This window comes from Ornithinibacillus sp. FSL M8-0202 (genome assembly GCF_037975285.1).
GTDB lineage: Bacteria > Bacillota > Bacilli > Bacillales > Amphibacillaceae > Ornithinibacillus > Ornithinibacillus massiliensis.
Genome location: NZ_CP150248.1, coordinates 818,299 through 842,363 on the forward strand (window position 1 = coordinate 818,299; position 24,065 = coordinate 842,363).

Genomic DNA, 24,065 nt, shown 5'->3' on the forward strand with positions numbered 1-24,065 from the left:
TAAACTATATGTTACCAATTAAGGGGAGTCTTACATGAAAATCCGATTTGGTTATGTTGCAAACGCACTTGGCTTATGGGATGCTAGCCCATCTAAAACACTGACCTTTAAACGATATTCTGCTCTTCCTAAGAATGAACGGCTAGCTACATTACAAGCAGTCACAGCACAGAATTTACAGCACACAAAGCGAATTCTATACTATAATATTGCACACGAAATAGAGCTCTATCGTTTCTCAAGTATGCTTGTCCCTTTGGCTACACATCCTGAGGTAGGATGGGACTTCATTACACCATTTAAGAATGAGTGGGAAGAATTAGGTCAACTAGTCAAGAAATACCAAATGCGAACAAGCTTTCATCCTGGCCAATACACCCTGTTTACCAGTCCAAGAAAAGAAGTAACCGTAAGTGCTGTGACGGATATGGAATATCATTATAACATGCTTGAAGCAATGGGTATTTTAGAGACATCCATTATGAATATTCATATTGGCGGTGCATATGGAGATAAAGCAAATACTTTAATAAGATTTCATGAAAATTTACGGTGTCTGCCTGATGACATGAAATATTATATGACATTAGAAAATGACGACAAAACTTATCATATTAAGGAAACATTAGAAGCTTGTGAACGGGAACGAATTCCGATGATTTTGGATTACCATCATTACATGGCCAATCAAGGAGAAGCCGAGCTGGAAGACTATTTAACTCGGATATTTAATACATGGCATCATCGGGATATGCTTCCAAAAGTACATATCTCTTCACCAAAATCAGAATCAGCCTTTCGTTCACATGCTGATTATGTTGATGTTGAATTTATACTTCCCTTTTTAAAAATCGCCAAGGCCCTAAATCGAGACTTTGACATCATGATCGAAGCAAAACAAAAGAATCTTGCTATGCTTCAATTAGTTGATGATATTGCCAAAATCCGTGGAGTAAAGCGAACCTCAGGAGCCTCGATAGTTTGGTAATATATCTAATTTAACTGGGATTATATTGGTTACTTCCTGGACGTTTTTTCACTTCATTCCAAGCCTCGATCGCCTTTTCGCGACTTTTCCCTTGATTTTTTGAATCAGCATAATAATCACGAATAAACCGATTGTATTCAAATTGAGGCGCTATTTCTTTTTTATAGGATGGATCTTTCTTTCGTTCTTCCTCCTCATACCAAGCATCTACTACATTACGATATGTATTACCAACATTCGTCTTAAAATAGTTTTGGATATGAGTAGAGAAATGAAAATTGGGAATAATCGTCTTAAAGAATGCTCTGACAGCTTGACTACAACGGTGATTTTCTGTAATAACTGTTTCTAGAGATAGCTGAGAACTGAGGACTCCCTCTGCCTTTCGTCTCGACTTTCTAACAGGCTTTAGTATCTCCCCTGTACGAAGGAAAGTTTCGATTCGATTGGAAATCTCAAGCTTAGAACCAGTTGCGCTTATCCCATGTTCTCTACAGAATACTTGTAACTCTTCCTTTAGCCAATAAAAGTCTTTAAACCTATCCACATGCAATTCTTTTGATAATTTCGGTCTCAAACTATGCACCTCCACATTTATTATAGAACATTCGTTCCCTTTTAACAATATATTTTTACAAGAGGTGACACATCATGACACTTGTACGACTTGGTTATGTAGCCATGAGCATGGAATTAAAAAACGCATCTCCATCTCAAACAATGACTTTTACGCAATTTCAAAAAATAGCGGACCGAGAGGCAGCCATTCGAAAATTAGAACGAATTGCACGCTCAAACCTAACGAATACATTGCGATTACTAAAACATACTGTTGCATCCGAAATCCACTTTTACCGATTAACTTCAAGACTGATTCCACTAGCATATCATCAGGAGCTTTTGGACTGGGATTTTATCATGCCAATAAAAGATTTATTAAAGGAAATTGGTACATATATTCAAGAGCACCAGTTACGGGTCGATTTCCACCCAGATCACTTTGTGCTACTTAACTCCCCTAATAAAGATGTGTTTCACCAATCCATCCTAACCTTGAAAATGCATTATTTGATTTTAAAGGAAATGAAAATAGACCCTACCCATCGCTGTGTTATACATGTTGGGGGGAAATATATGGATAAGGAAAAATCTTTGGAGCAGTTTATAGAAACCTGGATGGATGTTCCAACAGGTATCCAGAAGCTAATTATGTTAGAAAACGATGATACCTCATTTACATTAGAGGATACGCTTTACCTTTGTCAGAAGCTTAATATCCCACTTGTCTTTGACTACCACCACCATCTAGCCCTGCATCAAGATTCGAATTGGCAGCGGCAATGGGATAGTATCGTACAGTCATGGGAACATTCTCCACTGCCTATTAAGATGCACATATCTAGTCCAAAAAGTGAGAAAAGTTTTCGTCACCATGCTGATTATATCGATAGCAAGCTCTTTTTTGACTTTTTACATGAAATAAGGGGGTCCATCCCTCAAATTGATTGTATGATTGAAGCAAAGCAAAAGGATAAAGCGCTGTTTAAGCTAATGGAGGAAATTAAAAATCGGGATGATGTTGAAGTGGTTGATGGCTCTTCTTTCAACCTAAAGTAAATTGCCTCTTAAGCAATTTTGGGCATTATTTTTAATATGATGGAGCATATGCTATAGTCTAGAGGAAGGTAGGTAAATAAGTTGTTCTCCTTCTACCGTTTTGGAATGGAGTGTAAATGGTGATCAAACATGTAATTTTTGACTTTGACGGAACACTTGTCGATTCACTTGAAGTATTAATATCCAGCTGGAATAGTCTTGCTAAGAAACATAATCTAAAAGAAATAAAGCATCATGAAATACCTATCCTCAAACAACTCTCACTTAAGCAAAGGATGAAGCATGTAAACTTTTCGATGTTTAAACTACCTATTATCGCACCGAAATTATATAAATTATATCAAGAATCGTTACACCAACTACGTTTATTTGATGGGATGAAGTCTACCTTACAACAGCTTGATCGTAAAGGCTATAAAACTAGTATCATCTCCTCTAATTCAAGAGATAATATTATCCGTTTCTTAAAACGCAATAAGGTCACAACGATCGAACGTGTTTTATGTTCTAGTAGTATCCTTGGTAAAGATAAGCTCATCGATAAATATCTTAGTGAACATAAGTTACACCCGTCTGAAGTAATTTATATCGGGGATGAACAAAGAGACATCCTTGCCTGTAAAAAATCAGGGATTAAAATTATCTGGGTTGGCTGGGGATATGATTCCATTGAAGCGATTGAAAAGCTAAAGCCCGACTTTCAAGCCAAAACGCCAGATGATATTTTAGCAATAATTTAAGACTTACCCTCAGAGTAGAAGCAGATATATAATCCCTGAGGGTAGCTTTTCTTTCCATTTAAAAACACGCTACATCGAATACTAGCGTGTTCCGTAAGCCCATCCTGCCATAATCTCTTTAATTTGTTCGATATGCCGTTGTTCATGCAATGGTACTGTCTCCACCCACTGGTGTAAGGAAAGTAACCCAAACCTAGGATGGACAACTGATTTTTCATTTAGTACAGCACAATCTTCCAAGCTATCCATCGTTTCATGTAATTTTTTCCTTGTAATTCTCAACATGTCAACCATCTCTTGCACCTCAAACGGTCCACCACCTGGCTCTACTGCCTTTGGTGCATGTGCCTTCTTCGATCGATCTAAAATTAACTTTATATCTTTCGGATCACTCTTCGTACTGTTATCCTCCCGTAATCCATCCTTCACCGCTTTTATCGTAGCAAGTTCGAATAATGCTAGATGATGGCAAATCTGAGCAACGCTCCACTTTTCTTCATTTGGTGTCGCATTAAATTGCTCATAGCTTAATCCTTCAATCAATTGCAGTAGCGCTCCTCTTGTTTCCTGGAAATAATCTGTAATCACCTGACTCATCATAATCCTCCTTGAAGGCGTCTAGTAAAAGTTCCTTCTTGAATCCATTCTAAAATTTTCAGGGGTGACATGATTGCCACCTACATACACATTATTCCAATTAGGATATGTATATGCTTATAAGTTGGATATTGAGTTCGGAGGAGAAAAATAGAGTAGCCCTATAGCTAAAGAGGCTGGGACAAAACTATTTCTACATAGGATAAACCGAACATGAAAGTTAGCGCATCAGACCCGCCCCTGAAATATACTACGCGTCCGTGGGCGGCTGGTGAGCCTCCTCAGAGCTAAAGCTCTTCCGGGGTCTCAGGCAGTGCCCTTTCCTCCCACAGGAGTCTCCGTATATTTCCGGGTAATGATAGTGATGGTTCGTTTTTTATTATCTTTGTTTTCGTTATGTCCCGATCCCTTCCTTAACAAATCGTAATGACAATCTTACCTTGACTATGACCTTCTTCAAAATACATGAGCGCCTCTGGGACTTCTTGTAGTGAAAAGCTTCTATCGATTACTGGCTTCACTTTCCCCGATTCAATTAGCTCCTTCATCCTGATTAGATCCCCCTGGTTCGGTTGTTGCAAAAAAGTAGCCATTTTTTTATTTCCAGTCATCGAAATAAATGGTCCGAAAAGCATGGTTTGATAATTTGGCTTTCCGTACCACCTACATGAATAAATCGGCCACCAGACTGAAGTATTTGTTTATAGGTTAAGAGACGCTGAGAACCATTGACTCCTATGACCAAATCATATAACTGTTCCTTATCGTCCAGTTTTTCCTTCTTGTAATCTATTACATGATCAGCACCTAGTTCATGTGCAATGGCTACATTTCTTGTACTGACAACCGTTGTCACCTCTGCACCCAAAGCTTTTGCAATTTGAACTGCAAATGTTCCAACACCACCTGATCCCCCATGAATTAGCACCTTATGTCCAGCTGTTATGTTGCCACTATCACGGATTGCCTGTAATGCGGTAGTCGCCGCCATCGGTACTGCTGCAGCATCTTGAAATGATAGATTACGAGGTTTATGTGCAACAGCCTTCTCCGGCGCTGTTGCGTACTCTGCAAATGTCCCCCATCCACAGCTAGACAGATCACCATACACCTCGTCGCCAATCTTAAACTCTGTTACCCTTTCCCCAATGGCCTCTATCGTTCCAGCCATATCCCCACCTGGAATTGGGAATTTTGGCTTACGAAGTCCAAATGCAAGCCTAGCGATATAAGGCTTTCCTCTCTGTAATACAATATTGCCATAATTCACCGATGCCGCATGAATTTTCACCAGTACCTCATCCGCTTTCGGCACCGGTTTTTCCACTTCCTTTAATTCTAGCGTATCTGGTGCTCCGTATTTCGAAGTAACAATTGCCTTCATCTTCATTCACCCTCAATTCTTTTTAAATTATCATAATAGACACTCATCCATCCGGCATTGACTTAAGTTAAGATGAGGGGGATATGGAAAAAAATTATTGCATTCGTTTTTTAATTCTACTTAATGACTCTGGTGTAATCCCGAGATAGCTTGCCAGTTGATGCTGGGGAACACGGGTTATGAGGTCTGGCCTGTTTGTGATGACAGATTTGTATTGCTCTTCTGGGGATAAACGATAGAATTGAGCAAGTTCGTTTTGAGTCTGACCAAGATATCCTTCCATCATACGCCGTGTCATCGTTTCAAGCTCCGGATAGTCAAGATACATCTCTTCTTCTCTCATAATATCAGAAACAACTAACACGGAATCCTCTACACAGGTTAACGAGTAGTTAGAAACTTGGCTAGAATCACCAAAGTTCGCTAATAATATGGCCTGTTCCTCTGTATAGAAATTGGAGGTGAATTCTCTACCGTCTTCATCAATATAGTATTGCCTCACACAGCCTGCTAGTACGAAATAACAATCCGTCGTGGTGTCTAGTCGATACCCTTGCTTCGTTAAGTCCGTTCCTTTCAAAAAGTGCTCCACCACGATTTCTATGATAATAGCTTCTTGCTCCGCTTCACTCAGATTCGTATGCTTAGGCATATACTTAGATAGAATTTCCTTCATGGCCATTCTCCTTTACGAATATAATCTCTTCATTTATCTTATCATTATATTCCATTGCAAAATATTAAATTTATATATTTTAGAAAATTACTACGAGCTCGAACGGAAGTTTCACAATGAAACTAGCACAGCTTGATCTATCGTTAATTCGTTCTCCTTCACCACCGTATCATACGCTAAAACTTGTACTCCACATTCAGCCGCGCTTACTAATGCGTTGGCAAATGCTTCATCCATCTTAGAATGAGGGATGAGTCGGTTACATCCTTTCATTTGTATAACGAATATAATAGTCGCCTGATATCCTTCCTCCTTTGCTTTTATCAGCTCCAGTACATGCTTTGTCCCTCTTACTGTTGGTGCATCTGGAAACATGGCTATTCCCTGCTCTTCTAATGTTACTCCCTTGACCTCGATAAACCCTTTCTCACTGCCCTTTTCATAATAAAAATCAAATCGAGAATCGCCATAGGATACTTCTCGCTTCAGTACGCCTACCTTTCCAAGCTCCTTCATTCTTCCCTCCCTAATTGCCTCCAAGACAACTCTATTTGGTGCTTGGGAGTCAATGTTAACTAATCGACCATTCTTCCAAACCGCAATAAGAGAGAATTTTGTTTTTCGATTGGGATTCGTACTTAATTCCATGACTACTTCCGCTCCAGGTACAAGCAGTTCTTTCAAACGACCTGTATTTTTAATATGGACATGCTCCATCACACCATCTATGATGACTTCAGCAATGAATCGATTTACTTTTCTATGTAATACTCCTGTGATTACTGTTCCATACCGCATAACAACACTTCCGCTCCATTTTCCTATTTATGGTTTGAGTATACCATGCCTCTAGGGATAAAGAGGTATTACACATGAGGATTGTATGATGAAATGGGGCTGGGACAAAGAAATTTTTTTAAAGGAAAACCGAATGGTAAGCAAGTATCGTGTATCATTCGGCTTTACATTCTTTTCGTTATATCCCAGCCCCTAGTTATGACTACTTCCTCAACTTAAACACCATAAAGGTAGCACAATTCAAATCCTCTTCATATCCAGGATACTCCTTTAATATCTCCTTTGATGGCTTCGGTTCCACTAAATCCTCAATCGTAAATCCAGCACTTATTATAGCTTTCACATAGCTTGAAAGTGTTCGATGATAATATACGATTGGCTTATTGGACTGAATTGGTAAACGCTGATCATATACCCCTTCATAAAAGTACCTGCTCACCTTCCAGTGTTCTTTCACTCCTTGTTCATTACGAATCCAACCACTATCCGGCGTGATAAAACATGGGTGAAGGATGGAGAAGACGAAGCTTGCACCTGGTTTTAACAGTCGGTACATTTCTTGTAAGCAGCTTTCATAATCCTCTAGATCTTGAATGACCATATTCGAAACAATGGTATCAAATTGCTCATCATCTAGAAAACTAAGATTTTCACAATTTCCGTGATAATAGCCGATTTCCAAATCTTCTCGGGTTCGTGCTTTAGCCAGTTCTAACATTTTTTCTGAATAATCAATTGCCGTTATCCTTGCCCCTTTATCTGCTAAAATTCTGCTCAGATAACCTTCTCCACAGCCTGCATCCAATATCAACTTCCCATCTACGTCCCCTAACAAGGAAAAAATAGTAGGATTTAAAAATAATACACGACTCCAGTCACCAAATTCACTATATCCGGCAGTAAACCTTTCTGCATGCAGATTCCACCGCTTAATGGCTTCCTCTGTTGGCATTGTCCGTTTCATCATAGGACCTCCTTAAGTCAAATAATTTCCGTAACGTTACGTTCCTGTCGACAACTTCATTCTCCCATAGAAAAAAATTAATTATAGACTTACACTAGTGTTGCAAAAATAATGTCGTAATTTTCAGTTTTATTATATCTTCTGTTTAGAGCCAAAAAAGTAAATACCGAATTAAAGGTGGCTCCATCCATTTGGAAATAATTTACAATTAGACCTGTGTGACAACGACAATTTGCTTATTAAGGGACGGATTTGCCTTCAATCTTTCGAAGCCAAATATGCGCTGGTTTCCATAATGCAGCCCTTAAATAACGGCTAATTTGTAGCGTTTTTCGCTTGCTTTTTGTTTCAATTTGCACAAGAACATGAAGGCAAAAAACAATAAGTGCGATAAATACTTGGTTTTGAATCGCCCATTCGCTCTGACCGTAAAACTTCTTAATGCTGAGATGTTGTTTGATCCATTTGAAGAACAATTCAATTGCCCAGCGTGATTTGTACATTTCTGAAATCTCTTCGGCACTTAAATCAAAACGATTTGTAATTAAATGGAGTTCATTTCCCTTTGAATCCAAGACCTTTATCAGGCGAAAATAATTTTCAGCACGGTTTTGTGTAGTACCAATTAAGACCATTTGGTCTGATAAAACAGGCATATTTTCGGGCAACTTAAAGTTGTAAACTTCCCGTATGACTGCGTTTTTCCGCAGCCTTGAAAGGAAAAAGTAGCCCTCGTCGGTCATGCGGTCAAAACGTTCGTAGTCTAAGTAACCACGGTCGAACACATACATGCATTCTTTGTCATCTACCATAATTTCAAGCTGGCCTCGGTCATGTTCTTTTGCAGTTGTCATTACGGCTTTTTCTGGGTAAGAAGTGCCTTTTTCCATAAATACAAGACGCAGATGCAGTTTCACTCCTGCCTTTGTTTTGCGGAATTTTGCCCATTTATGATTCGTCAAATTCAGTGGCAAAGTGCTAGAATCAATAATTTTTAATGGCATTACAAGTTTCGTATAATGCGTTTTGGCATGAATTTGTGATACTAAATCGAGAAACAGTCTTTGGAAAAGGTCGGGATTCAGCCCATTTAATCGTCGTGATAACTGAGAAATACTAATAGAATCAAGGTCGATAGCCCTTTGAAGCTTGTCATCGAAGAGGCAGTCACTTAGTGCATGAAGACTCTCGACTTCCTGTAGCTGTGCAAAAAGCAGTAACTTTAGGAACGACTCTGTCGTTAATTTTTTCGTATAGAAATCTAATTTCAATGTTTTCACCTGTTCTTCAAATAATTGAAAATTAATTGGTGAAAACCATTGTCCAAATGAAGTTTTTCGTGTAATCTTGTCCATGAGATTTGTCCTTTTTAGTGGATTTGGACGGGTTTACCACCTGACTTATCCATTATAAAGGACTTTTTCTTTGCGCAAAACAATAAAATTGAACATTTCGAGTATTTTTAATAATAAAATTAATTTAATGCAACGCTAGTGATAGACTTATAATTTAATTTTTTGTATCATGTAGATAGAGGCTTACCTACTTTAGAAATGATAATTAAAGCCAGAAATCAAAAAATGATTTCTGGCTTTTTTACGTTTATATACATATCAATCATACGAATTTTACATTCACTTCACGGAAAAGCTCGTCTTAATATGCTTTGTCCAGCATATATTTTTCTTGAGGTGAAGAAAATTGAGAACATCAGTAGATAAACTACACATCTTTGTTATTATGTTTTTCGTTAGCTTGGTGATGAGTGTGCAATCCCCTATCTTTGCACCTTATGCAGCAAGTATGGGAGCATCCGGTGTGCTAATCGGAGTCATGTTGAGTATTGCATCATTTGCTAATTTAACAGGGAATTTAATAGCAGGTCCACTGTCCGATCGGTTTGGTAAGAAAGGATTTATTGCTTTGTCTCTATTCCTATCTGGCTGTCTCTTTCTCGGACATGCACTTGTTTCCGACTCTACTAGTTTACTAGTTGTTCGAACGCTCAATGGGCTATCCTTAGCCTTTTTAATTCCTTCTGCTTTGGCCTTGCTATCAGGGTATGCCAAAAATAGTCACCAACAAGGGAAAAACATCGCGATTATGGGGATTCTTGGTACGATTGCTAGTATTATCGCACCTATTATCGGTGGACAGTTAGGAGCTCAAATTGGCTATGCGAATACGTACTATGTAATCGGGACCTCCCTCTTACTAACAGCTCTTTATACTGCTCGATTTTTAAAGGAAAAGCAGAGTATTATTAGGGTTAATCATGAACAACAACTAGGTTTTAGACAAGTACTACAGATGCCAAGTTTACAGATGGTATTTCTTACTGCTTTTGCTGTGATGTATATTCATGGGGTCATAATTTATGAGGTTCCGTATTTAACAGTTGAACAAGGGCTTTCCACTGCAACGACTGGTGTATTATTTAGTTTTATGGGGGTGGGAACCTTTGCCTCATCCGTATTATTTTTCATTAATCGCTTTGATCCGACGAAACGGATGCTGTTTGGATTATTTGGCATGGCTCTAAGTATTTTTACCATATTAAATGGCTTAGTCGCCCTTCCGTTATCGTTATTCTTATTAGGGTTCTTTTTGGGAGTGATGATGCCAGCAATGGCAACCGCCATTACTAATGCAGTCTCAAGTGAAGGACATGGTCGGGCTTTTGGTATTATGTCTGCAGTTAATTCACTTGGTATGATAACAAGCTCGTTCATTACAGGGGCTACTCGTGATGTTATTTCTCCTTATTTTGTTGCGTTTTTAATTGGGATGGTCGTACTGATTTTAGTTGGGTATGCAAGACTTAAATTAGCTAATCCTACATCATCCAAGATGCTCCAACGCTATTAATCAATCATCCCCCCTGTACGATACATACAGGGGGGATTTATCTTGTCGTTTATTTTTCTACTTTCTCCAGTTCATTCACAAATGCTGGTTTTCGCTCATAAGTATCTTTTAACTGCTGTACTACGCAAGTGAACTTCTCGTCTCCACAAGCTTCTTTATAGACGACTAGCTTCCTACATACATGACGATATTTCTTTCTATCGGTTGCATCCTCTGCTTCCGATAGGATATGTTGCATAAAAATCTCTTCCACTCTATCCCGATAATCGGCAATCAAATATGGATAAAGCTCGATAATGGTGGATGGCGCTTGCTCCACATACTTTAATATTTTATCACTACGATTCTCAAGCTTTGCGATGTACTCATATACATGGGGAAGGTAATTGGACGATTTCCCTTCCAATAATTCAAATATCTTCTCTAGGGCAGTCTGCCATTCGCTTGGAGAATACAACTCCTTTAGCTTCCCATATGCCTCATATTCATTGTCTAATACAAATTCTATCAGTATATCTTTTTGCTTTTCCATATCTTCTATAATTTCATAGACTTGTAGTCGACATTCTTTCCATTGCTTTACTAGACCTGGATATTTACTGTCATTTTCTTCGCCCTCTTTACAAAGCTGTAAGGCTGTTTCATAATTTTCATTTTCAATTGCTTTTTCAATAGCCATTTTCCGAAATTCATCATATTCTATGTGGTGATGAACAAACTGGCTAGCCTGTTCCATTTCACCATTCCGTTCCATTATCTTTAACTGAAGCTGTAGGATGGCTTGTTTATCATAATCAGATGAAAGAGAAGACATATCGGAAACTTGGCTTAACAGCTTTTCTAATGTTTCCTCTAGCTTCCTTCTTTCTGAAGAACGAGCAGAATAGATTGTACAAACATCTAATAGCTCATAACGAGTATCGTTCCATCCATCATAACGTTTGTGCATCGCTTCCTTTAGAATTAGATCAAAAGCCCTTTCCTGGCCACGATGATTTAAGGAAAGCAGTACGAGGGATGAGGCATCCTGAAGTAGGGTGATACTTTCATTTATAACAAAGCCAATCTCTCCATTAGAATCATCCGTATACTGAAGCATATCGATAACGATTGATAATACTGTAATTCCTAGTTCAATAGCTAGCTCTTCTTCCCCATTTACCAGCTTATCCCGTCCCTTATCAAGCACCATCTCAGCACCCTGTAGAGCAGCATGTACATTACGTCTGGAAATAAAACCTTGCCGTTTATTTTCATTTATATATTTACGAATTAATTGTTTACTTGCTTTTACTTCATCATTAGGCGTAACTAATTTAAATTCGATCTTCTTCGCAATATCCTGATCGCCCTCAACAAGCTCCATAATTAATTCAACTAATTCCTTTTTGGTTAGCTTTGATACTTCCTTCTGTAAATCCAAGCTCTGGACCCCTCTCTAAAACATCCATATAGTTCTAGTGTAGCATAACTCCCCTGTGTAGTTCACATGAGCAATGTAAACTTATGTTCATCACTAGTGAATGCTGTGAATAAACTGCATCCGATGCACGTTTCATTTTATGTACTTATCACTTCCAAAGAACTTATTTTTCAATCGATTTTGCTTTTAAGCAATAGGATAATTCGAAACGGGTACACTAAAGATTACAAAAGTTTGCTACATTTCGTTGACCTAAACTATAGGTCCAAGTACTGGATTAATGTTACAGTATAAAAGAAGACAAAATCTTGAGGAGAACAAATATGATTGAAATCAAAACATCTTCTGTTAGTGACGGAGAGTTTAATAGAGGAGTATTTGCTACACGTGCCATCAAAAAGGGAGAGCTATTACATGAAGCACCTGTTATCGCTTATCCTAACGACCAGCATCAATTTATTGAAAAAACATTACTTGCCGATTATGCCTTTGAATACGGCATAAATCATACAGCCATCCTTCTCGGATATGGCATGCTATTTAATCATTCCTATGAACCAAATGCAATTTATGAAATTAACTTTGATAATCATACATTTGACTTTTATGCATACAAAGATATCAAAGCCGGTGATGAAATTTTAATCAATTACAACGGAGAGGCAGATGACCAGGAGCTGCTTTGGTTTGATCGGGATTGATTAATCCTTGACTTTATAATTTTTCAAAATATCCTTTCGTCCAAATGAACCATTGCCAATATTTTTCATACTATTTTAAGAGGTGATGAAAATGGCAAGAGTGAAGTATAACGATAGTGATATTGATTTAATGGCTAGAATGATGCGTGCAGAAGCAGAAGGCGAAGGAAAGCTTGGCATGCTAATGGTCGGAAATGTCATTGTCAATCGATTAAAAGCGAATTGTTTAGACTTTGTAGATTTACGATCGATACCGGATGTCATTTATCAAGTGCAAGGTGGAAACTACTCATTTGAAGCTGTACAAAAAGGGAATGTTTTCTATAATAGAGCAAGAGAATCAGAAAAAAGATTGGCCAAACAAACACTAGACTATTGGAGAGAGCATCCTTCTAAGTATGCGCTTTGGTACTTTAATCCATATGCTCCATGCCCTCCTACCTGGTATGATCAGCCATTTGCTGGCCAGTTTAAACAGCATTGCTATTATGAGCCACAGGCTGATACATGTGAGAGTGTTTATATATGGTGATCCCCATACTTATTGTGGGGATATACAAAAGCAGTTCAATTTAAAACAAATTGAACTGCTTATTTTGTACCATTTCCTATTCGAAAGGAAAAAAAACGTATTTATATAGAAGCAGAGTGCTTACTCGACTTCTCCTTCCCAATCCAGCATTCCGCCAACCATATTCGTAACATTATAGCCACGCTCTGTTAGAAAATCCGTTGCGTTCCCACTTCTTGCTCCAGAACGACATACCATATAATAATGGTCATTTTTATCTAATTCTTCAAGACGTTCAGGAATTTGACCTAGTGGGATATGTTTCGCTCCTGGAATTTTCCCCATTGCTACCTCTTCATCCTCACGAACATCAATTATATTCAATGCTTCCCCTGTCGTTAGCTTTTGTTCTAGTTCCTTTGCTGTAATTTCTTTCACGATTACCATTCCTCCAAGTAATTTACTAATAGGTTTATCTTATATAGAATGGAGAGGCTTTGCAATATCTCTGCTTCGTATATATTTTTGGAAATCCTGAAGAGAAGGGGAGAAATCCTGAAAGATGCCTCTCAAATCCTGAAGTGACAGTGTAAAATCCTGAAGAATATGTCAACTAGGATTTTTTTACTGTTTTCCTTGTATAATTGAAAGAACACCTAGCCCTGTAGCGTGGGTGTTCTTATATTAATCAGCCTTACGCATTGCTCTCATAATTAAACTAATCACAAAGATTAGGATAATGGCTCCAATTAGTGCCGGGATAATGTTATATCCACCTATTTCTGGACCCCAATCACCAAGTAAAAACGATCCAATCCATGCTCCAATAATTCCAGCAATAATATTACCAAATACTCCACCTGGTACATCCCTGCCGACGATAAGGCTACCAATCCAACCAAGAATACCTCCAACAATTAAACTCCAAATGAAACCCATGATGAATTCCTCCTATGTCAAAATAGAATTATATCTATTATATGTTTATCCAATATAGAAAAATTTAAACATAATAAATTTTAACGTTCTACTTACTCTCTAGAGTAATTATGGTATTTCATTTTCATCACAAAAAACTACCAAATGTTAACGAAACACTTGGTAGGTAGGACTGATTTTTATATTTTCCTTAATTGCTCTAACACACGCTGTGCCTTAAAGCCGATTTCAAAATCATAAATCTCTGCTTCTTCCCCTTTTGTTGCTTTTACTAACTCATCTATTAGATTGTTATATGGTTGATGTTCAAAGGAAATTTCTTTCGGCTCTTCACCGTTTTTCCCGGCTCTAATAATACCCCAGTTATCTAAGGATAATGAACCTTCTGTACCATAGGCTGTGAATCCAATATATTCCTTACCTGGGATTTGGCTTAACCCCTCAATGAGGACTGGGGTACCATCTGCAAGTTTTGCGGTTGCTATAATACCTGTTTCACATTTAGAAGGATCCTCTGGTAGTTCTAGTTGTGTTCGGATATCATTAACATCGCCAAACATCTTTACTATTTGCTGGATAAAATGAACGCCAACCTCTAATACAAACCCACCTTGTTCACGACCACCTACCCAGTTGTTTTGCTGCCATGCTCGTGGCCATTGTGGGAAGTGCATAGAAAGCTGTAATCGACGTAATTTTCCAATGTATTTTTCTTGCATCATTTCCGCAAATTTATTGGTTGCTGGTTCGTAATTAAGTGGGAAATTCATCGCATGTACAACATTCACCTGTTTGGCAGTAAGGTACATTTCTTCTGCCTCTTCTAACGAATTAGCTAAAGGCTTTTCACAGAGGAGATGCTTTCCTGCTTTCAATGCCTCCATAACGATGGGATGGTGAAGTTTAGGTGGTACTGCCACATATACTAGCTCTACTTTCTCATCTGCAATTAACTGTTGGTAGTCTGTATAAGCGTTAATTCCACCTAAATCATTCGCTGTTTCCATTGCTAATGATTCCATTTGATCACATACCGCAACAATTTCAACTTCCTTATGTTCTGTAAAGCGCTTCATGAGTCGTTGTCCAATTGCACCAAGACCTATAATTCCTATACGCATGATCATTTCTCCTTTACCTGTATGAGACTCTATCTCTTTCGATAATAATAGTACCATAAAGCTGAAATAAGTATGAACTTTTCGTGAATTAGGCAGTACATAGACTCGTAATATAGTAAAATACGTATTAGATGATAAGCAGGAGTTGATAAACATGAAAAAAGCTCTAATCGGCATAAGCAGTATATTACTTGTACTTATACTAGCAGCTTGTGGTGATACATCGCAAGAAGATAAGAAGGATATTAAGGAATTAGTCCATGAGTATAGTGTAGGAAGTCATGAAGATGTATCTGCTTCTATCAATTCACAAGAACTGATTGTGACAGATCATAATCAAAAGAAAGAAACATATCCTCTTCCAGAAGACGAGTTTTTTGTTTCTATTGCTCCATTTGAAGAGTCAACTCATGAATGTGCGATCCATAGCTTAACAGGCTGCCAGGGAGAGTTAGTGGAAAAAGAATTTAATGTTTATATTGAAGATGAAGAAGGCAATGTCGTGGTGGATGATACCCTTACATCATTTGCCAATGGATTTATTGATTTATGGTTACCACGTGACCGAATATATCAAGTGAAGATTGAGTATGATGGCAAAGCCGCTGAATCAACAATATCTACTTTTGACGGTGATAATACGTGTATTACTACAATGCAATTATTGTAAGGTGCAAAAGTATGTAAAAAGTAAACCCGAATGAATACCACGATTTTAATATCGTGCTTCATTCGGGTTGACGACTGCTTAAGTCCTCATTATTACACTTTTATTTATCGCAACAATCTTCGGATATCCCTAACTAACTCAGGTAATCCATTCTCGAATAAATGATCGGATCCATCGAGTATCCTACACGTACTTTGAGGTAATTTCTCTGCTAATACACTATGGTGTGATAAAGGGACAATTTCTTCATCTCTGCTGTGATAAAGAAATATATGAGGTATTTCCTTGAGGTGTTGTTCAAATGTTTCTTGAAGAAAAAAGTCCTTCCGTTGCCAATCATCATCTTTTCCCCAGAATGGTGCTGCTACAATAAACAAGCCCAATACTTTCACATGATAAACTTCCTCAGAGAAATATTTTAATAGAACAGATCCTCCTAAAGAGTGCCCTACTAATACTATCCCTCCAGAGTGTTTAGCCAACGCCTTGTCCAATTCATTCTTCCAGTCACTGTATTTTGGATCTTCTGGTGTTGGCATTTTCGGAGAAATAACCTCAGCGTTATTGCCAAGTCTATTATGTACATATTTTATCAGGTTATAACTCCCTTGATTTTCCCCTTGAGGACCAGCACTATGTATAAACATTAAAGCTGGATTCATGGTTATCCCCCCCTTCTTACCTTAAGCTGTTTCCCCTTTTCTCATAACCTTATCAACTAAATATTGCAAGCCGTACAATAAGTACGCTTTATAATGCAAGTAAAAAAAGAACTTTATATGGCTTAACCGTTTAAGCCCAACGATCTTATACTTTTTCAGAATATCAATCCCAAGAAAAGCAAAAAGTGCATCTGCAATTGCGTTTACTAGGATAAACTTTTTAAAGTTACCATATGTATATTTCATAATCCACATCGATAGTGGCATATATGGTCCAATACTAAATGGAAGTTCATCCTTATAGAATGCATCCTTTTTATCAAAAAACTTCCACCAATTTCGGCGATTTCCATACAGATGATTTAGGATCTCAAACCCAACAATGAAAAAAACTCCTATTGCAAACCGCTTAAAACTTCTCTTGCCAATAAACAGTAGCGTCATCCAAGAGAAAATAATCATCCCAAGATTAAACCATAAGTGCCGCTTCGTAATCATAAGCATTCACCTCAACCTGCTTTTAATTTCTTTTTTAACTTGTCCAAATCTCTTCAAAAAAAACTAAAAAATGGTTGAGAAAGAATTACCTATTCAACATACTCCGTGCAATTACATTCAAATTCCTTAAAGTAAAATTCTTTATATAATGTAACATCACCCTTTAAATCTGCTGAATTGGCTATAAAAACTTTAACGACTGGGGCGATGTCCTGTTTGGCAATTTCCGCTACTTGTTTTTCCATTTCCTTAGTTGAATCGAGCGGGTATTGATTCATATCTTCGTATAAGTCGTTGTGTACACATACATCATAGGTTACTGCTAGATAATACGTTTCCATTTTCACTTAGCCCACCCCCTAAAGGTTGTTTTGTTCACAATCGATAGTAGTGTCAGTCTCCCTAGCACCAATAACAGAGACTGACACTGTCTAAATAGTAGAAATTAATCACTTGAACCTAACCATAAATCCGTTGCTACATTCAATTCCTCGCTGAGTTCTACTTTTCTATTATACAAATCTTGAAGATGCTGATAGTCAATTTGATCTGCAGCCATAGCTGTGTCAATGTCTTTAATCTCCCTTTCGAGTAATTCTATTTTGACTAGCAGCTTTTCTTTATCGAAAGCCTTCTCTTTTTTAACAGGTTTCCGATCCCTTTTTACTACTTGCTTCGATGGAGGTGCCGATACACCTTGGTTGCTTATTTTTTCCTTTTCCTGTTTATAATAATCATAGTTGCCTAGATAGCTTTTTAGCGCATAGTCCTCCACCACAATGATTCTATCACTCAGTTTATTAATAAAATAACGATCATGCGAGATAAAAAAGATAGTACCTTGAAAATCCTCCAATGCCTCTTCAAGGGCCTCAATGGAGTCAATATCTAAATGGTTGGTTGGCTCATCCAAAATTAATAGATTTATTTCTTGATAAAGTAAAATCGCTAGCTTCAACCGAATTCGCTCTCCACCAGATAAATGTCTAACCCGCTTATATACACTCGATTTATAAAACATAAATTTTGCTAAATACTCCCGTGCTTTTCCTTCTAGTATAGAAATATTTTCACGAAAGACTTCAATTAACATACGGTTTTCCTCTTCAAAGGTAATCTTTTGTGGCAAATAGGCTACCTTAACGCTTGCACCTAATTTAATTTCCCCAGTATCTGGTTGTTCTTCCCCTAGTAGCATCTTTAGAAATGTAGTCTTGCCACTACCATTCGGTCCAATTAACCCTACTCGTTCACCATAATGAACCATAAGCTCCGCCTCTTTAAAAATTACCTTCTCTCCATAGCACTTAGAAAGCTTGGTTGCTTTGATTGTTTCTTTCCCCGAACGTTCGACCTCCTTAAAGCCTAATCTCATATTTTTTCTATCAGTTGATGGTTTATCAAGACGTTCCATTTTCTCTAATCGTTTCTGAATACTTGCAGCCCTTCGGAAAAACTTATTATTATCAGCACGAATCGCCCAGTCTCTTAAATCCTTTACCGCACTCTCCATCGCATTAATTTTTTTCTGTTGCTGGCGATATTGCTCTAGCTGTATCCTTATATTCTCCTCCTTTTGACTGACAAATGAGGAATAGTTACCCTTGTAACTGAATGATCGTTTATCTTCTACTTCCACTATTTTCGTTGCAACATGGTCAAGAAAATAGCGGTCATGCGATACAATGAGCACAATTCCCTGATAACTTTTCAGATAACTTTCTAACCATTCAATGGATTCCATATCTAAATGATTGGTTGGTTCATCCAATAATAAAATGTCGGGATTATGAATAAGAAGTTTCCCTAAAATAACAGTAGTTTTCTCCCCACCGCTTAGGATATCAAATTCTTTATTTAGAAAGCTCTCATCCATTTTTAGCCCCGTACACACCTTGCTTAACTTTTCTCCCCTGTCATATCCACCTTTTAATTCAAAGACTTGAACGACGTTACTGTACTTATTCAACGCTTTCTCTAATTCGGTACCTTGTATTGCTTCCATTTGTTCTTCCAGATCTCGCATTTGCTTTTCTATTGCATCAATTTCTTCAAAGGCTAGATTTAAAATATCGATAACCTTCAAGCCTTTTGGATACTCGGGCATTTGCTCCAAATAAGCAGCAGTCGAGTTATTTGGGACTATCTGAATGACCCCCTCATCGTAACCATAGCTTGAGGTTTGTGGATAGCCTGGGTAATAATTCATTGGCTCTAACCCAGCTATAATCTTTAGAATGGTGCTTTTCCCACTACCATTTACGCCAACTATACCTATTCTATCCCCGTCAAATGCTTCAAACGTAACATCCTCTAATACTAATGTTGCTTCCATAAATTTTTTCAAACCGTTTACTTTAAACTCTAACATGTTATCTACCTTCTTTCGTCCAGTACGTTACACCATTGCAAGACAGACTAAGAAGACTACTACTCGTTAATATGAAAAAAGACTATAAGAAGATATCGCTTCTTACAGTCTAAAAGGGTAGTTTTATAGCTATAGGTATCCTATAGTAATCATTCCATCCAATAAAAGAGCAAAAGTCATGCCCAAAGTGTATTAGATAGTTTTTTCCCATTTTCAGTAAGTAAGTCGCCTTATAAATTGCCTGATTCCTAATGGCATAACAAATAAACCTAACTAAAGGCTAATTGATACGTTACACATTAAAAATCCCTATTAATTACATTAATTAATAATTAGCAATTTGTTGGCATCATTTTCTTACTTACCCCCTCGGAATTTCCTTAATTATCGCACTTTTTCTTCATATTGTAAATAGACCCTTTTCGATAATCCTAAATTTGTTGGGACGAGCCTATCCCAGTGTCCCTTCTTGCATAAACCCGATACAAAGATAAGGCTAAAACAGATAATATTATACCAGTAAGATAAGGCAATCCAATTGCTACGGAATATAAAACTCCACCGATAACCGGACCAATAATTCTCCCCAAGGAGTCGAATGAAGATAAGTAACCCGTCGCCATCCCATGTCCCATATTCGATTTCTTTGTTAGTAATGAAGAAACACTCGGTCTAATAACCCCATTACCGACTCCGAATATTGCAAGAAATATGGCAGCTGTAGTAAAGTTTTCAATAAATAAAAGGAGTCCAAAGCCGACCGCAGAGACGATAATCCCGGCTTGTATAATAGTAGCTTCACCATATTGTTTAGTCAGTTTCCCCATTGATCCCTGAACAGTTGCACTGGCAAGTCCCATTATCATAAAAATATAACCTAATGATACACTATCTAATCCTGCCTTTTCTGCCGCAAAATAGGCAAATGTTGCTTCTAGCCCGAATAAAGATACCGAAATAACGAATTGAAGGAAGTATAACATTGCCATAGACCCACCAAGAACATTCCCCCATGATAGGTTAGATCGCCTACTCCGCTTGTTAGAGCTAATCCTTAAAGATTCTTGTAGGGTAAAATATACGAAAAGTAACGTAATAAATGACACCGTACCAGCAATATAAAACGGGGTGTGCAAATGAATTTCTGTAAAAATCCCACCGATTGCCGGGCCAAAGATAAACCCAAGCCCAGTAGCAGCCCCGATAATTCCCATACCTTTACTACGCTCTCCTTCAGACGTAATATCAGCAACATATGCCATTATAGTAGGCATGTTTGCTGCAGATAAGATTCCCCCTATTATCCTTGCTAGAAACAGCATCCAAATTTGAGTGGGAAGAGCCAAAATAAAAAAGGAAAGGGACAGACCAAATATCCCAATCATGATGACCGGTTTACGGCCAATACGATCCGATAATTTCCCCCACATCGGCGCAAATATAAATTGCATGAGTGAATATACAGCCATCAATAATCCAAGCTGAGTAGGTGTTGCGCCTAGTTCCTCTGCATAAAACGGGAGGACTGGAATAATAATTCCAAAACCAACCATCACAAGAAACATCGTTAAAAACAAAATCGGTAGTACTTTATTTAGCTTCAATCTAATTCCACCCTTGGGTAAGAGAACGTGGATAACGTAGCATCCTTTTTTCTCTATATCGTTATTTAATCCATCTATCGTTAGTATACCATCCGTCTCTCTTCCCAATCATGTCGAAATTAGTACTCCTGTGATCCTATTTTGTATTTCTCAAAAAAGAGAGACTACCAAATCATGGTAGTCTCCTATTTAAATAGCTTACAGAGCTTCTTTTATCAATCGCTTATAGTAGACAACGGAAAGAATGCCAAAGATGGAGTAAAGTAATGTATAAAGCACCATTACGATAATCATGGGAATCCACATTTCCGTACCAAACCAGAACCAGCCTGATTTCACTGCAAAGTAGCTATGGCTTAGTCCCACTAGTAGCGGTATACCAAAATTAAACAGTTGCTTTATCTTAATCCCATTTAGCAAATCTGTTTTGGTAAAGCCTAATTTTCTTAGAATCGTATAGGTTGACTTTTCTTGTTCGCCCTCATCCATTTGTTTGAAATAAAGGATACAGCCAGAAGTAATTAAAAAGGTTAACCCTAGAAAAGCAACCACAAACATAATTAATCCCAAATTCTGCTTCTGATTATTAAAGGTCTCTAATAGTGACTCATGACCTGCCCACTCACCAACAGAAGACTGAAAGATTTCATTCGCCTTTACAATATCGCTCTTATTATCAATATCAATACCTATGGAAACGGTAAATTCTGGCACTATCTCAGGATCAATATCGTCACTTAATTGTTGAAAGACTTTATCATCCACAACCGTAATAGGAAATCCTCCATCTCCAACGCGTGTTGGGATAACATATTTATCCTTCATCACCTTGTTTAAATTCAAATCATACGAAGCTGTTTTTCCAGAAACCGTCATATTACCAGTATCAAAGGACATAAATGTTTCGATAGCTGAATGAATCCCAATAAGTGCTGCTTCACTCTCCTTTACATCTAAACCTTCTACATCATGATCTGATACAATAATAACTGGTATTTGACCATCATCGCCAATTGTATTCATTTCTGCTAAATTCGTATCGACAACATTGCTTAAATCTGCATTAGCAGCTACCATCTTAATGGTTGTTTGATGATAATCAATCTGACTTTCCTCTAATAAAGTGGTAAATTCCTCTGCATGCTCCTCATTTGGAACCGAGAAGTCATACACAACCGTTTCTTTCGCTGTTTTTTCTGCCGAATAATAGGATATATACGATAAAGATAGTAACCCAATAGCGAGTGCTGATACTGTCGTTATGACGGTTAATAACAACGAATTCGACTTCATGCGAAACATGATAGAAGATAACGATAGAACCTTGTTGACTGATAGGTAGCCATTCTCCTTCTTCCGAATAAGATTAAATAGAAAGCGAACAGACCCCTTATAAAAGAAATAAGTTCCGATAATAACCGACCCAAGAATAACTAACATAACGATAAACATCTGATTTATCATGGTAAATTGCCCATCGAATAACTTTGTTGATAAATAATATCCTACTATTATCAACGAAAGCCCAAATATTCCTACTAAAATTTCCCAAAAAGATACTTTATGCTTTTTCTCTTCAGATGTTGATGTCGTATGGAATAACGATAAAATCCGTTGCCGTTTAATATACCAACCGTTAAAAATCATCATAACGATATAAATTGCGGCAAATACAATCAAGGTTTGCGTCAGGGCTTCCGTTGAGAATTGAAGCTGTGCTACTTCATCAACACCGATTGTTTTGAGTAGAATCATCATAATCAGTTTAGAAGAAGAAAAGCCAAGAAATATTCCTAGAGCTAGCGAACCAAAGTACAAGGCGAAACTTTCTAATCCGACAATCCAAAAAACATTTCGCTTTGTTATCCCCACTAATTGGAATAAGCCAATTTCTTTTCCTCTTCGCTTAATAAATAGATTATTAGCGTATACGAGAAAGACGGTAACAATAACAATTAATAGTACAGAGGCAGTCTTTATTGCTGCTTCTCCTTTAATAGATCCCTCAGCCGCATCCATTGCTGGGTCAAATTGAAGGGTAACAAAAGCAAAATATAACGATACACTAAACACAAGTGCAAATACATATAAATAATAGTTTTTCATGTTCTTTAGTAAATTACGAAAGATGAGAGATTTAAAGCTCATGCTGTACCCCACCTAACACACCTTGTGTCTTAATAATATCTTGAAAGAAATCCTGCCTACTTTCTTCCCCACGACTTAATTTCGTGAACACTTGACCATCCTTTATAAAAATGACACGACTACAGTAGCTAGCTGCTAAGGGATCATGGGTAACCATCACAATGGTAGCCTCTAGCTTCGCATTTAAATCACTTAATTTATTCAATAAATCTGATGCCGATTTTGAATCGAGTGCCCCGGTCGGTTCATCTGCGAAAATGATACTAGGCTGATGAACAAAGGCACGAGCTGCTGAAGTTCTCTGCTTCTGACCACCAGAAATTTGGTTTGGATATTTATCCTTCATATCATATATACCTAATTCCTTTGTGACCCGTTCAAACATTTGCTGTGCTTCCTTTTTCGGAATCTTATTAACGGTTAGTGGTAACATAATATTTTCTTTAACCGTTAACGTATCTAATAAATGATAATCTTGAAAGACAAAGCCTAGATGACGTTTTCGAAATTCTGCTAGTGCCTTATCCTTCATTCGCGTAAATTCCTTGCCCTCTACACGAATCGACCCTTGTGTGACACGGTCAATAGATGAAAGAACATTTAGTAGGGTCGTTTTACCAGAACCGGAAGGCCCCATAATACCGACAAATTCCCCCTTCTCCACATCCAAATCAATTCCTTTCAATACCTCTTGTCGATTCCATTTATTCCCGTATGTTTTTACTATATTTTTCGCTTCTAAAATACTCATCCATATCAATCCTTTCTTTATAGGATTATCATAA

Annotated in this window: 26 protein-coding genes; 7 read left to right on the plus strand and 19 right to left on the minus strand. The window is 37.6% G+C overall.

What is annotated here, in order from left to right:
- Nucleotides 1–34: 34 nt before the first annotated feature.
- Nucleotides 35–988, plus strand: a complete 954-nt coding sequence (uvsE, locus tag MKY78_RS04170) for a UV DNA damage repair endonuclease UvsE (protein ID WP_339216467.1) — start codon at nucleotides 35–37, stop codon at nucleotides 986–988.
- A 10-nt stretch (nucleotides 989–998) separates the two neighbouring features.
- Here the strand turns inward: uvsE (MKY78_RS04170) and MKY78_RS04175 are convergent, their stop codons facing one another.
- On the minus strand, nucleotides 999–1,565 hold the full coding sequence (locus MKY78_RS04175; RefSeq protein WP_339216469.1) for a DUF6434 domain-containing protein: 567 nt from the start codon (nucleotides 1,563–1,565) through the stop codon (nucleotides 999–1,001).
- A gap of 74 nt (nucleotides 1,566–1,639) precedes the next feature.
- On the opposite strand from MKY78_RS04175, the gene uvsE (MKY78_RS04180) reads away from it, so the two are divergent.
- Nucleotides 1,640–2,605: a UV DNA damage repair endonuclease UvsE gene (uvsE, locus tag MKY78_RS04180; protein ID WP_339216471.1), complete on the plus strand. Its 966-nt coding sequence runs from the start codon at nucleotides 1,640–1,642 to the stop codon at nucleotides 2,603–2,605.
- Nucleotides 2,606–2,721: 116 nt separating this feature from the next.
- The gene (locus MKY78_RS04185) at nucleotides 2,722–3,345 is read left to right on the plus strand and encodes an HAD-IA family hydrolase (protein ID WP_339216472.1); all 624 of its coding nucleotides are present in this window, start codon (nucleotides 2,722–2,724) and stop codon (nucleotides 3,343–3,345) included.
- A gap of 81 nt (nucleotides 3,346–3,426) precedes the next feature.
- Here MKY78_RS04185 and MKY78_RS04190 read toward each other — a convergent pair whose 3' ends face one another.
- From MKY78_RS04190 to MKY78_RS04220, 7 genes are all read right to left on the minus strand, one after another.
- Nucleotides 3,427–3,942: a DinB family protein gene (locus MKY78_RS04190; RefSeq protein ID WP_339216473.1), complete on the minus strand. Its 516-nt coding sequence runs from the start codon at nucleotides 3,940–3,942 to the stop codon at nucleotides 3,427–3,429.
- Between the two features lie 413 nt (nucleotides 3,943–4,355).
- Entirely contained in the window at nucleotides 4,356–4,490 is a 135-nt protein-coding gene (locus MKY78_RS04195; RefSeq protein ID WP_339216474.1) for a zinc-binding dehydrogenase, read from the minus strand.
- Between the two features lie 59 nt (nucleotides 4,491–4,549).
- Entirely contained in the window at nucleotides 4,550–5,326 is a 777-nt protein-coding gene (locus MKY78_RS04200; protein ID WP_339216476.1) for an NAD(P)-dependent alcohol dehydrogenase, read from the minus strand.
- A 94-nt stretch (nucleotides 5,327–5,420) separates the two neighbouring features.
- Complete coding sequence (locus MKY78_RS04205; RefSeq protein ID WP_339216478.1) at nucleotides 5,421–6,002, minus strand: Crp/Fnr family transcriptional regulator; 582 nt, start codon at nucleotides 6,000–6,002, stop codon at nucleotides 5,421–5,423.
- Between the two features lie 111 nt (nucleotides 6,003–6,113).
- Nucleotides 6,114–6,800, minus strand: coding sequence for a DNA/RNA nuclease SfsA (sfsA, locus tag MKY78_RS04210; RefSeq protein WP_339216480.1), 687 nt, complete (start codon nucleotides 6,798–6,800; stop codon nucleotides 6,114–6,116).
- A gap of 202 nt (nucleotides 6,801–7,002) precedes the next feature.
- A complete protein-coding gene (locus MKY78_RS04215) occupies nucleotides 7,003–7,764 on the minus strand; it encodes a class I SAM-dependent methyltransferase (RefSeq protein WP_339216482.1) in 762 nt (253 codons plus the stop codon).
- 239 nt (nucleotides 7,765–8,003) lie between these two features.
- A complete protein-coding gene (locus tag MKY78_RS04220; RefSeq protein ID WP_339213018.1) occupies nucleotides 8,004–9,119 on the minus strand; it encodes an IS4 family transposase in 1,116 nt (371 codons plus the stop codon).
- 346 nt (nucleotides 9,120–9,465) lie between these two features.
- Between MKY78_RS04220 and MKY78_RS04225 the strand changes: the two genes are divergently transcribed.
- A complete protein-coding gene (locus MKY78_RS04225) occupies nucleotides 9,466–10,632 on the plus strand; it encodes an MFS transporter (protein ID WP_339216484.1) in 1,167 nt (388 codons plus the stop codon).
- A 49-nt stretch (nucleotides 10,633–10,681) separates the two neighbouring features.
- On the opposite strand, the gene MKY78_RS04230 is transcribed toward MKY78_RS04225, so the two are convergent.
- Entirely contained in the window at nucleotides 10,682–12,055 is a 1,374-nt protein-coding gene (locus MKY78_RS04230; RefSeq protein ID WP_339216486.1) for a hypothetical protein, read from the minus strand.
- A 323-nt stretch (nucleotides 12,056–12,378) separates the two neighbouring features.
- Here MKY78_RS04230 and MKY78_RS04235 point away from each other — a divergent pair, with 323 nt between their 5' ends.
- On the plus strand, nucleotides 12,379–12,756 hold the full coding sequence (locus MKY78_RS04235; RefSeq protein ID WP_186870799.1) for an SET domain-containing protein: 378 nt from the start codon (nucleotides 12,379–12,381) through the stop codon (nucleotides 12,754–12,756).
- A 91-nt stretch (nucleotides 12,757–12,847) separates the two neighbouring features.
- The gene (locus tag MKY78_RS04240) at nucleotides 12,848–13,288 is read left to right on the plus strand and encodes a cell wall hydrolase (RefSeq protein ID WP_186870798.1); all 441 of its coding nucleotides are present in this window, start codon (nucleotides 12,848–12,850) and stop codon (nucleotides 13,286–13,288) included.
- A gap of 120 nt (nucleotides 13,289–13,408) precedes the next feature.
- Here MKY78_RS04240 and MKY78_RS04245 read toward each other — a convergent pair whose 3' ends face one another.
- The 3 genes from MKY78_RS04245 to MKY78_RS04255 form a co-directional block, all read right to left on the minus strand.
- Nucleotides 13,409–13,705, minus strand: coding sequence for a rhodanese-like domain-containing protein (locus MKY78_RS04245; RefSeq protein ID WP_339216489.1), 297 nt, complete (start codon nucleotides 13,703–13,705; stop codon nucleotides 13,409–13,411).
- 246 nt (nucleotides 13,706–13,951) lie between these two features.
- Nucleotides 13,952–14,206: a GlsB/YeaQ/YmgE family stress response membrane protein gene (locus MKY78_RS04250; RefSeq protein ID WP_186870796.1), complete on the minus strand. Its 255-nt coding sequence runs from the start codon at nucleotides 14,204–14,206 to the stop codon at nucleotides 13,952–13,954.
- A 179-nt stretch (nucleotides 14,207–14,385) separates the two neighbouring features.
- Nucleotides 14,386–15,327, minus strand: coding sequence for a Gfo/Idh/MocA family oxidoreductase (locus tag MKY78_RS04255; RefSeq protein ID WP_339216491.1), 942 nt, complete (start codon nucleotides 15,325–15,327; stop codon nucleotides 14,386–14,388).
- Between the two features lie 154 nt (nucleotides 15,328–15,481).
- Here MKY78_RS04255 and MKY78_RS04260 point away from each other — a divergent pair, with 154 nt between their 5' ends.
- The gene (locus MKY78_RS04260; RefSeq protein ID WP_339216493.1) at nucleotides 15,482–15,997 is read left to right on the plus strand and encodes a CueP family metal-binding protein; all 516 of its coding nucleotides are present in this window, start codon (nucleotides 15,482–15,484) and stop codon (nucleotides 15,995–15,997) included.
- A 104-nt stretch (nucleotides 15,998–16,101) separates the two neighbouring features.
- Here the strand turns inward: MKY78_RS04260 and MKY78_RS04265 are convergent, their stop codons facing one another.
- From MKY78_RS04265 to MKY78_RS04295, 7 genes are all read right to left on the minus strand, one after another.
- On the minus strand, nucleotides 16,102–16,659 hold the full coding sequence (locus MKY78_RS04265; protein ID WP_339216495.1) for an alpha/beta hydrolase: 558 nt from the start codon (nucleotides 16,657–16,659) through the stop codon (nucleotides 16,102–16,104).
- 21 nt (nucleotides 16,660–16,680) lie between these two features.
- Nucleotides 16,681–17,157: a hypothetical protein gene (locus tag MKY78_RS04270; RefSeq protein ID WP_339216497.1), complete on the minus strand. Its 477-nt coding sequence runs from the start codon at nucleotides 17,155–17,157 to the stop codon at nucleotides 16,681–16,683.
- Between the two features lie 89 nt (nucleotides 17,158–17,246).
- Entirely contained in the window at nucleotides 17,247–17,498 is a 252-nt protein-coding gene (locus MKY78_RS04275) for a hypothetical protein (protein ID WP_186870873.1), read from the minus strand.
- A gap of 104 nt (nucleotides 17,499–17,602) precedes the next feature.
- Nucleotides 17,603–19,528, minus strand: a complete 1,926-nt coding sequence (locus MKY78_RS04280; RefSeq protein WP_339216498.1) for an ABC-F family ATP-binding cassette domain-containing protein — start codon at nucleotides 19,526–19,528, stop codon at nucleotides 17,603–17,605.
- Nucleotides 19,529–19,959: 431 nt separating this feature from the next.
- Nucleotides 19,960–21,132, minus strand: a complete 1,173-nt coding sequence (locus tag MKY78_RS04285) for an MFS transporter (protein ID WP_339216500.1) — start codon at nucleotides 21,130–21,132, stop codon at nucleotides 19,960–19,962.
- A 198-nt stretch (nucleotides 21,133–21,330) separates the two neighbouring features.
- Nucleotides 21,331–23,280: an ABC transporter permease gene (locus MKY78_RS04290; RefSeq protein ID WP_339216502.1), complete on the minus strand. Its 1,950-nt coding sequence runs from the start codon at nucleotides 23,278–23,280 to the stop codon at nucleotides 21,331–21,333.
- Nucleotides 23,270–24,031: an ABC transporter ATP-binding protein gene (locus MKY78_RS04295; RefSeq protein ID WP_186870789.1), complete on the minus strand. Its 762-nt coding sequence runs from the start codon at nucleotides 24,029–24,031 to the stop codon at nucleotides 23,270–23,272. Before MKY78_RS04295 ends, MKY78_RS04290 begins: the two co-directional genes overlap by 11 nt.
- Nucleotides 24,032–24,065 lie beyond the last annotated feature (34 nt).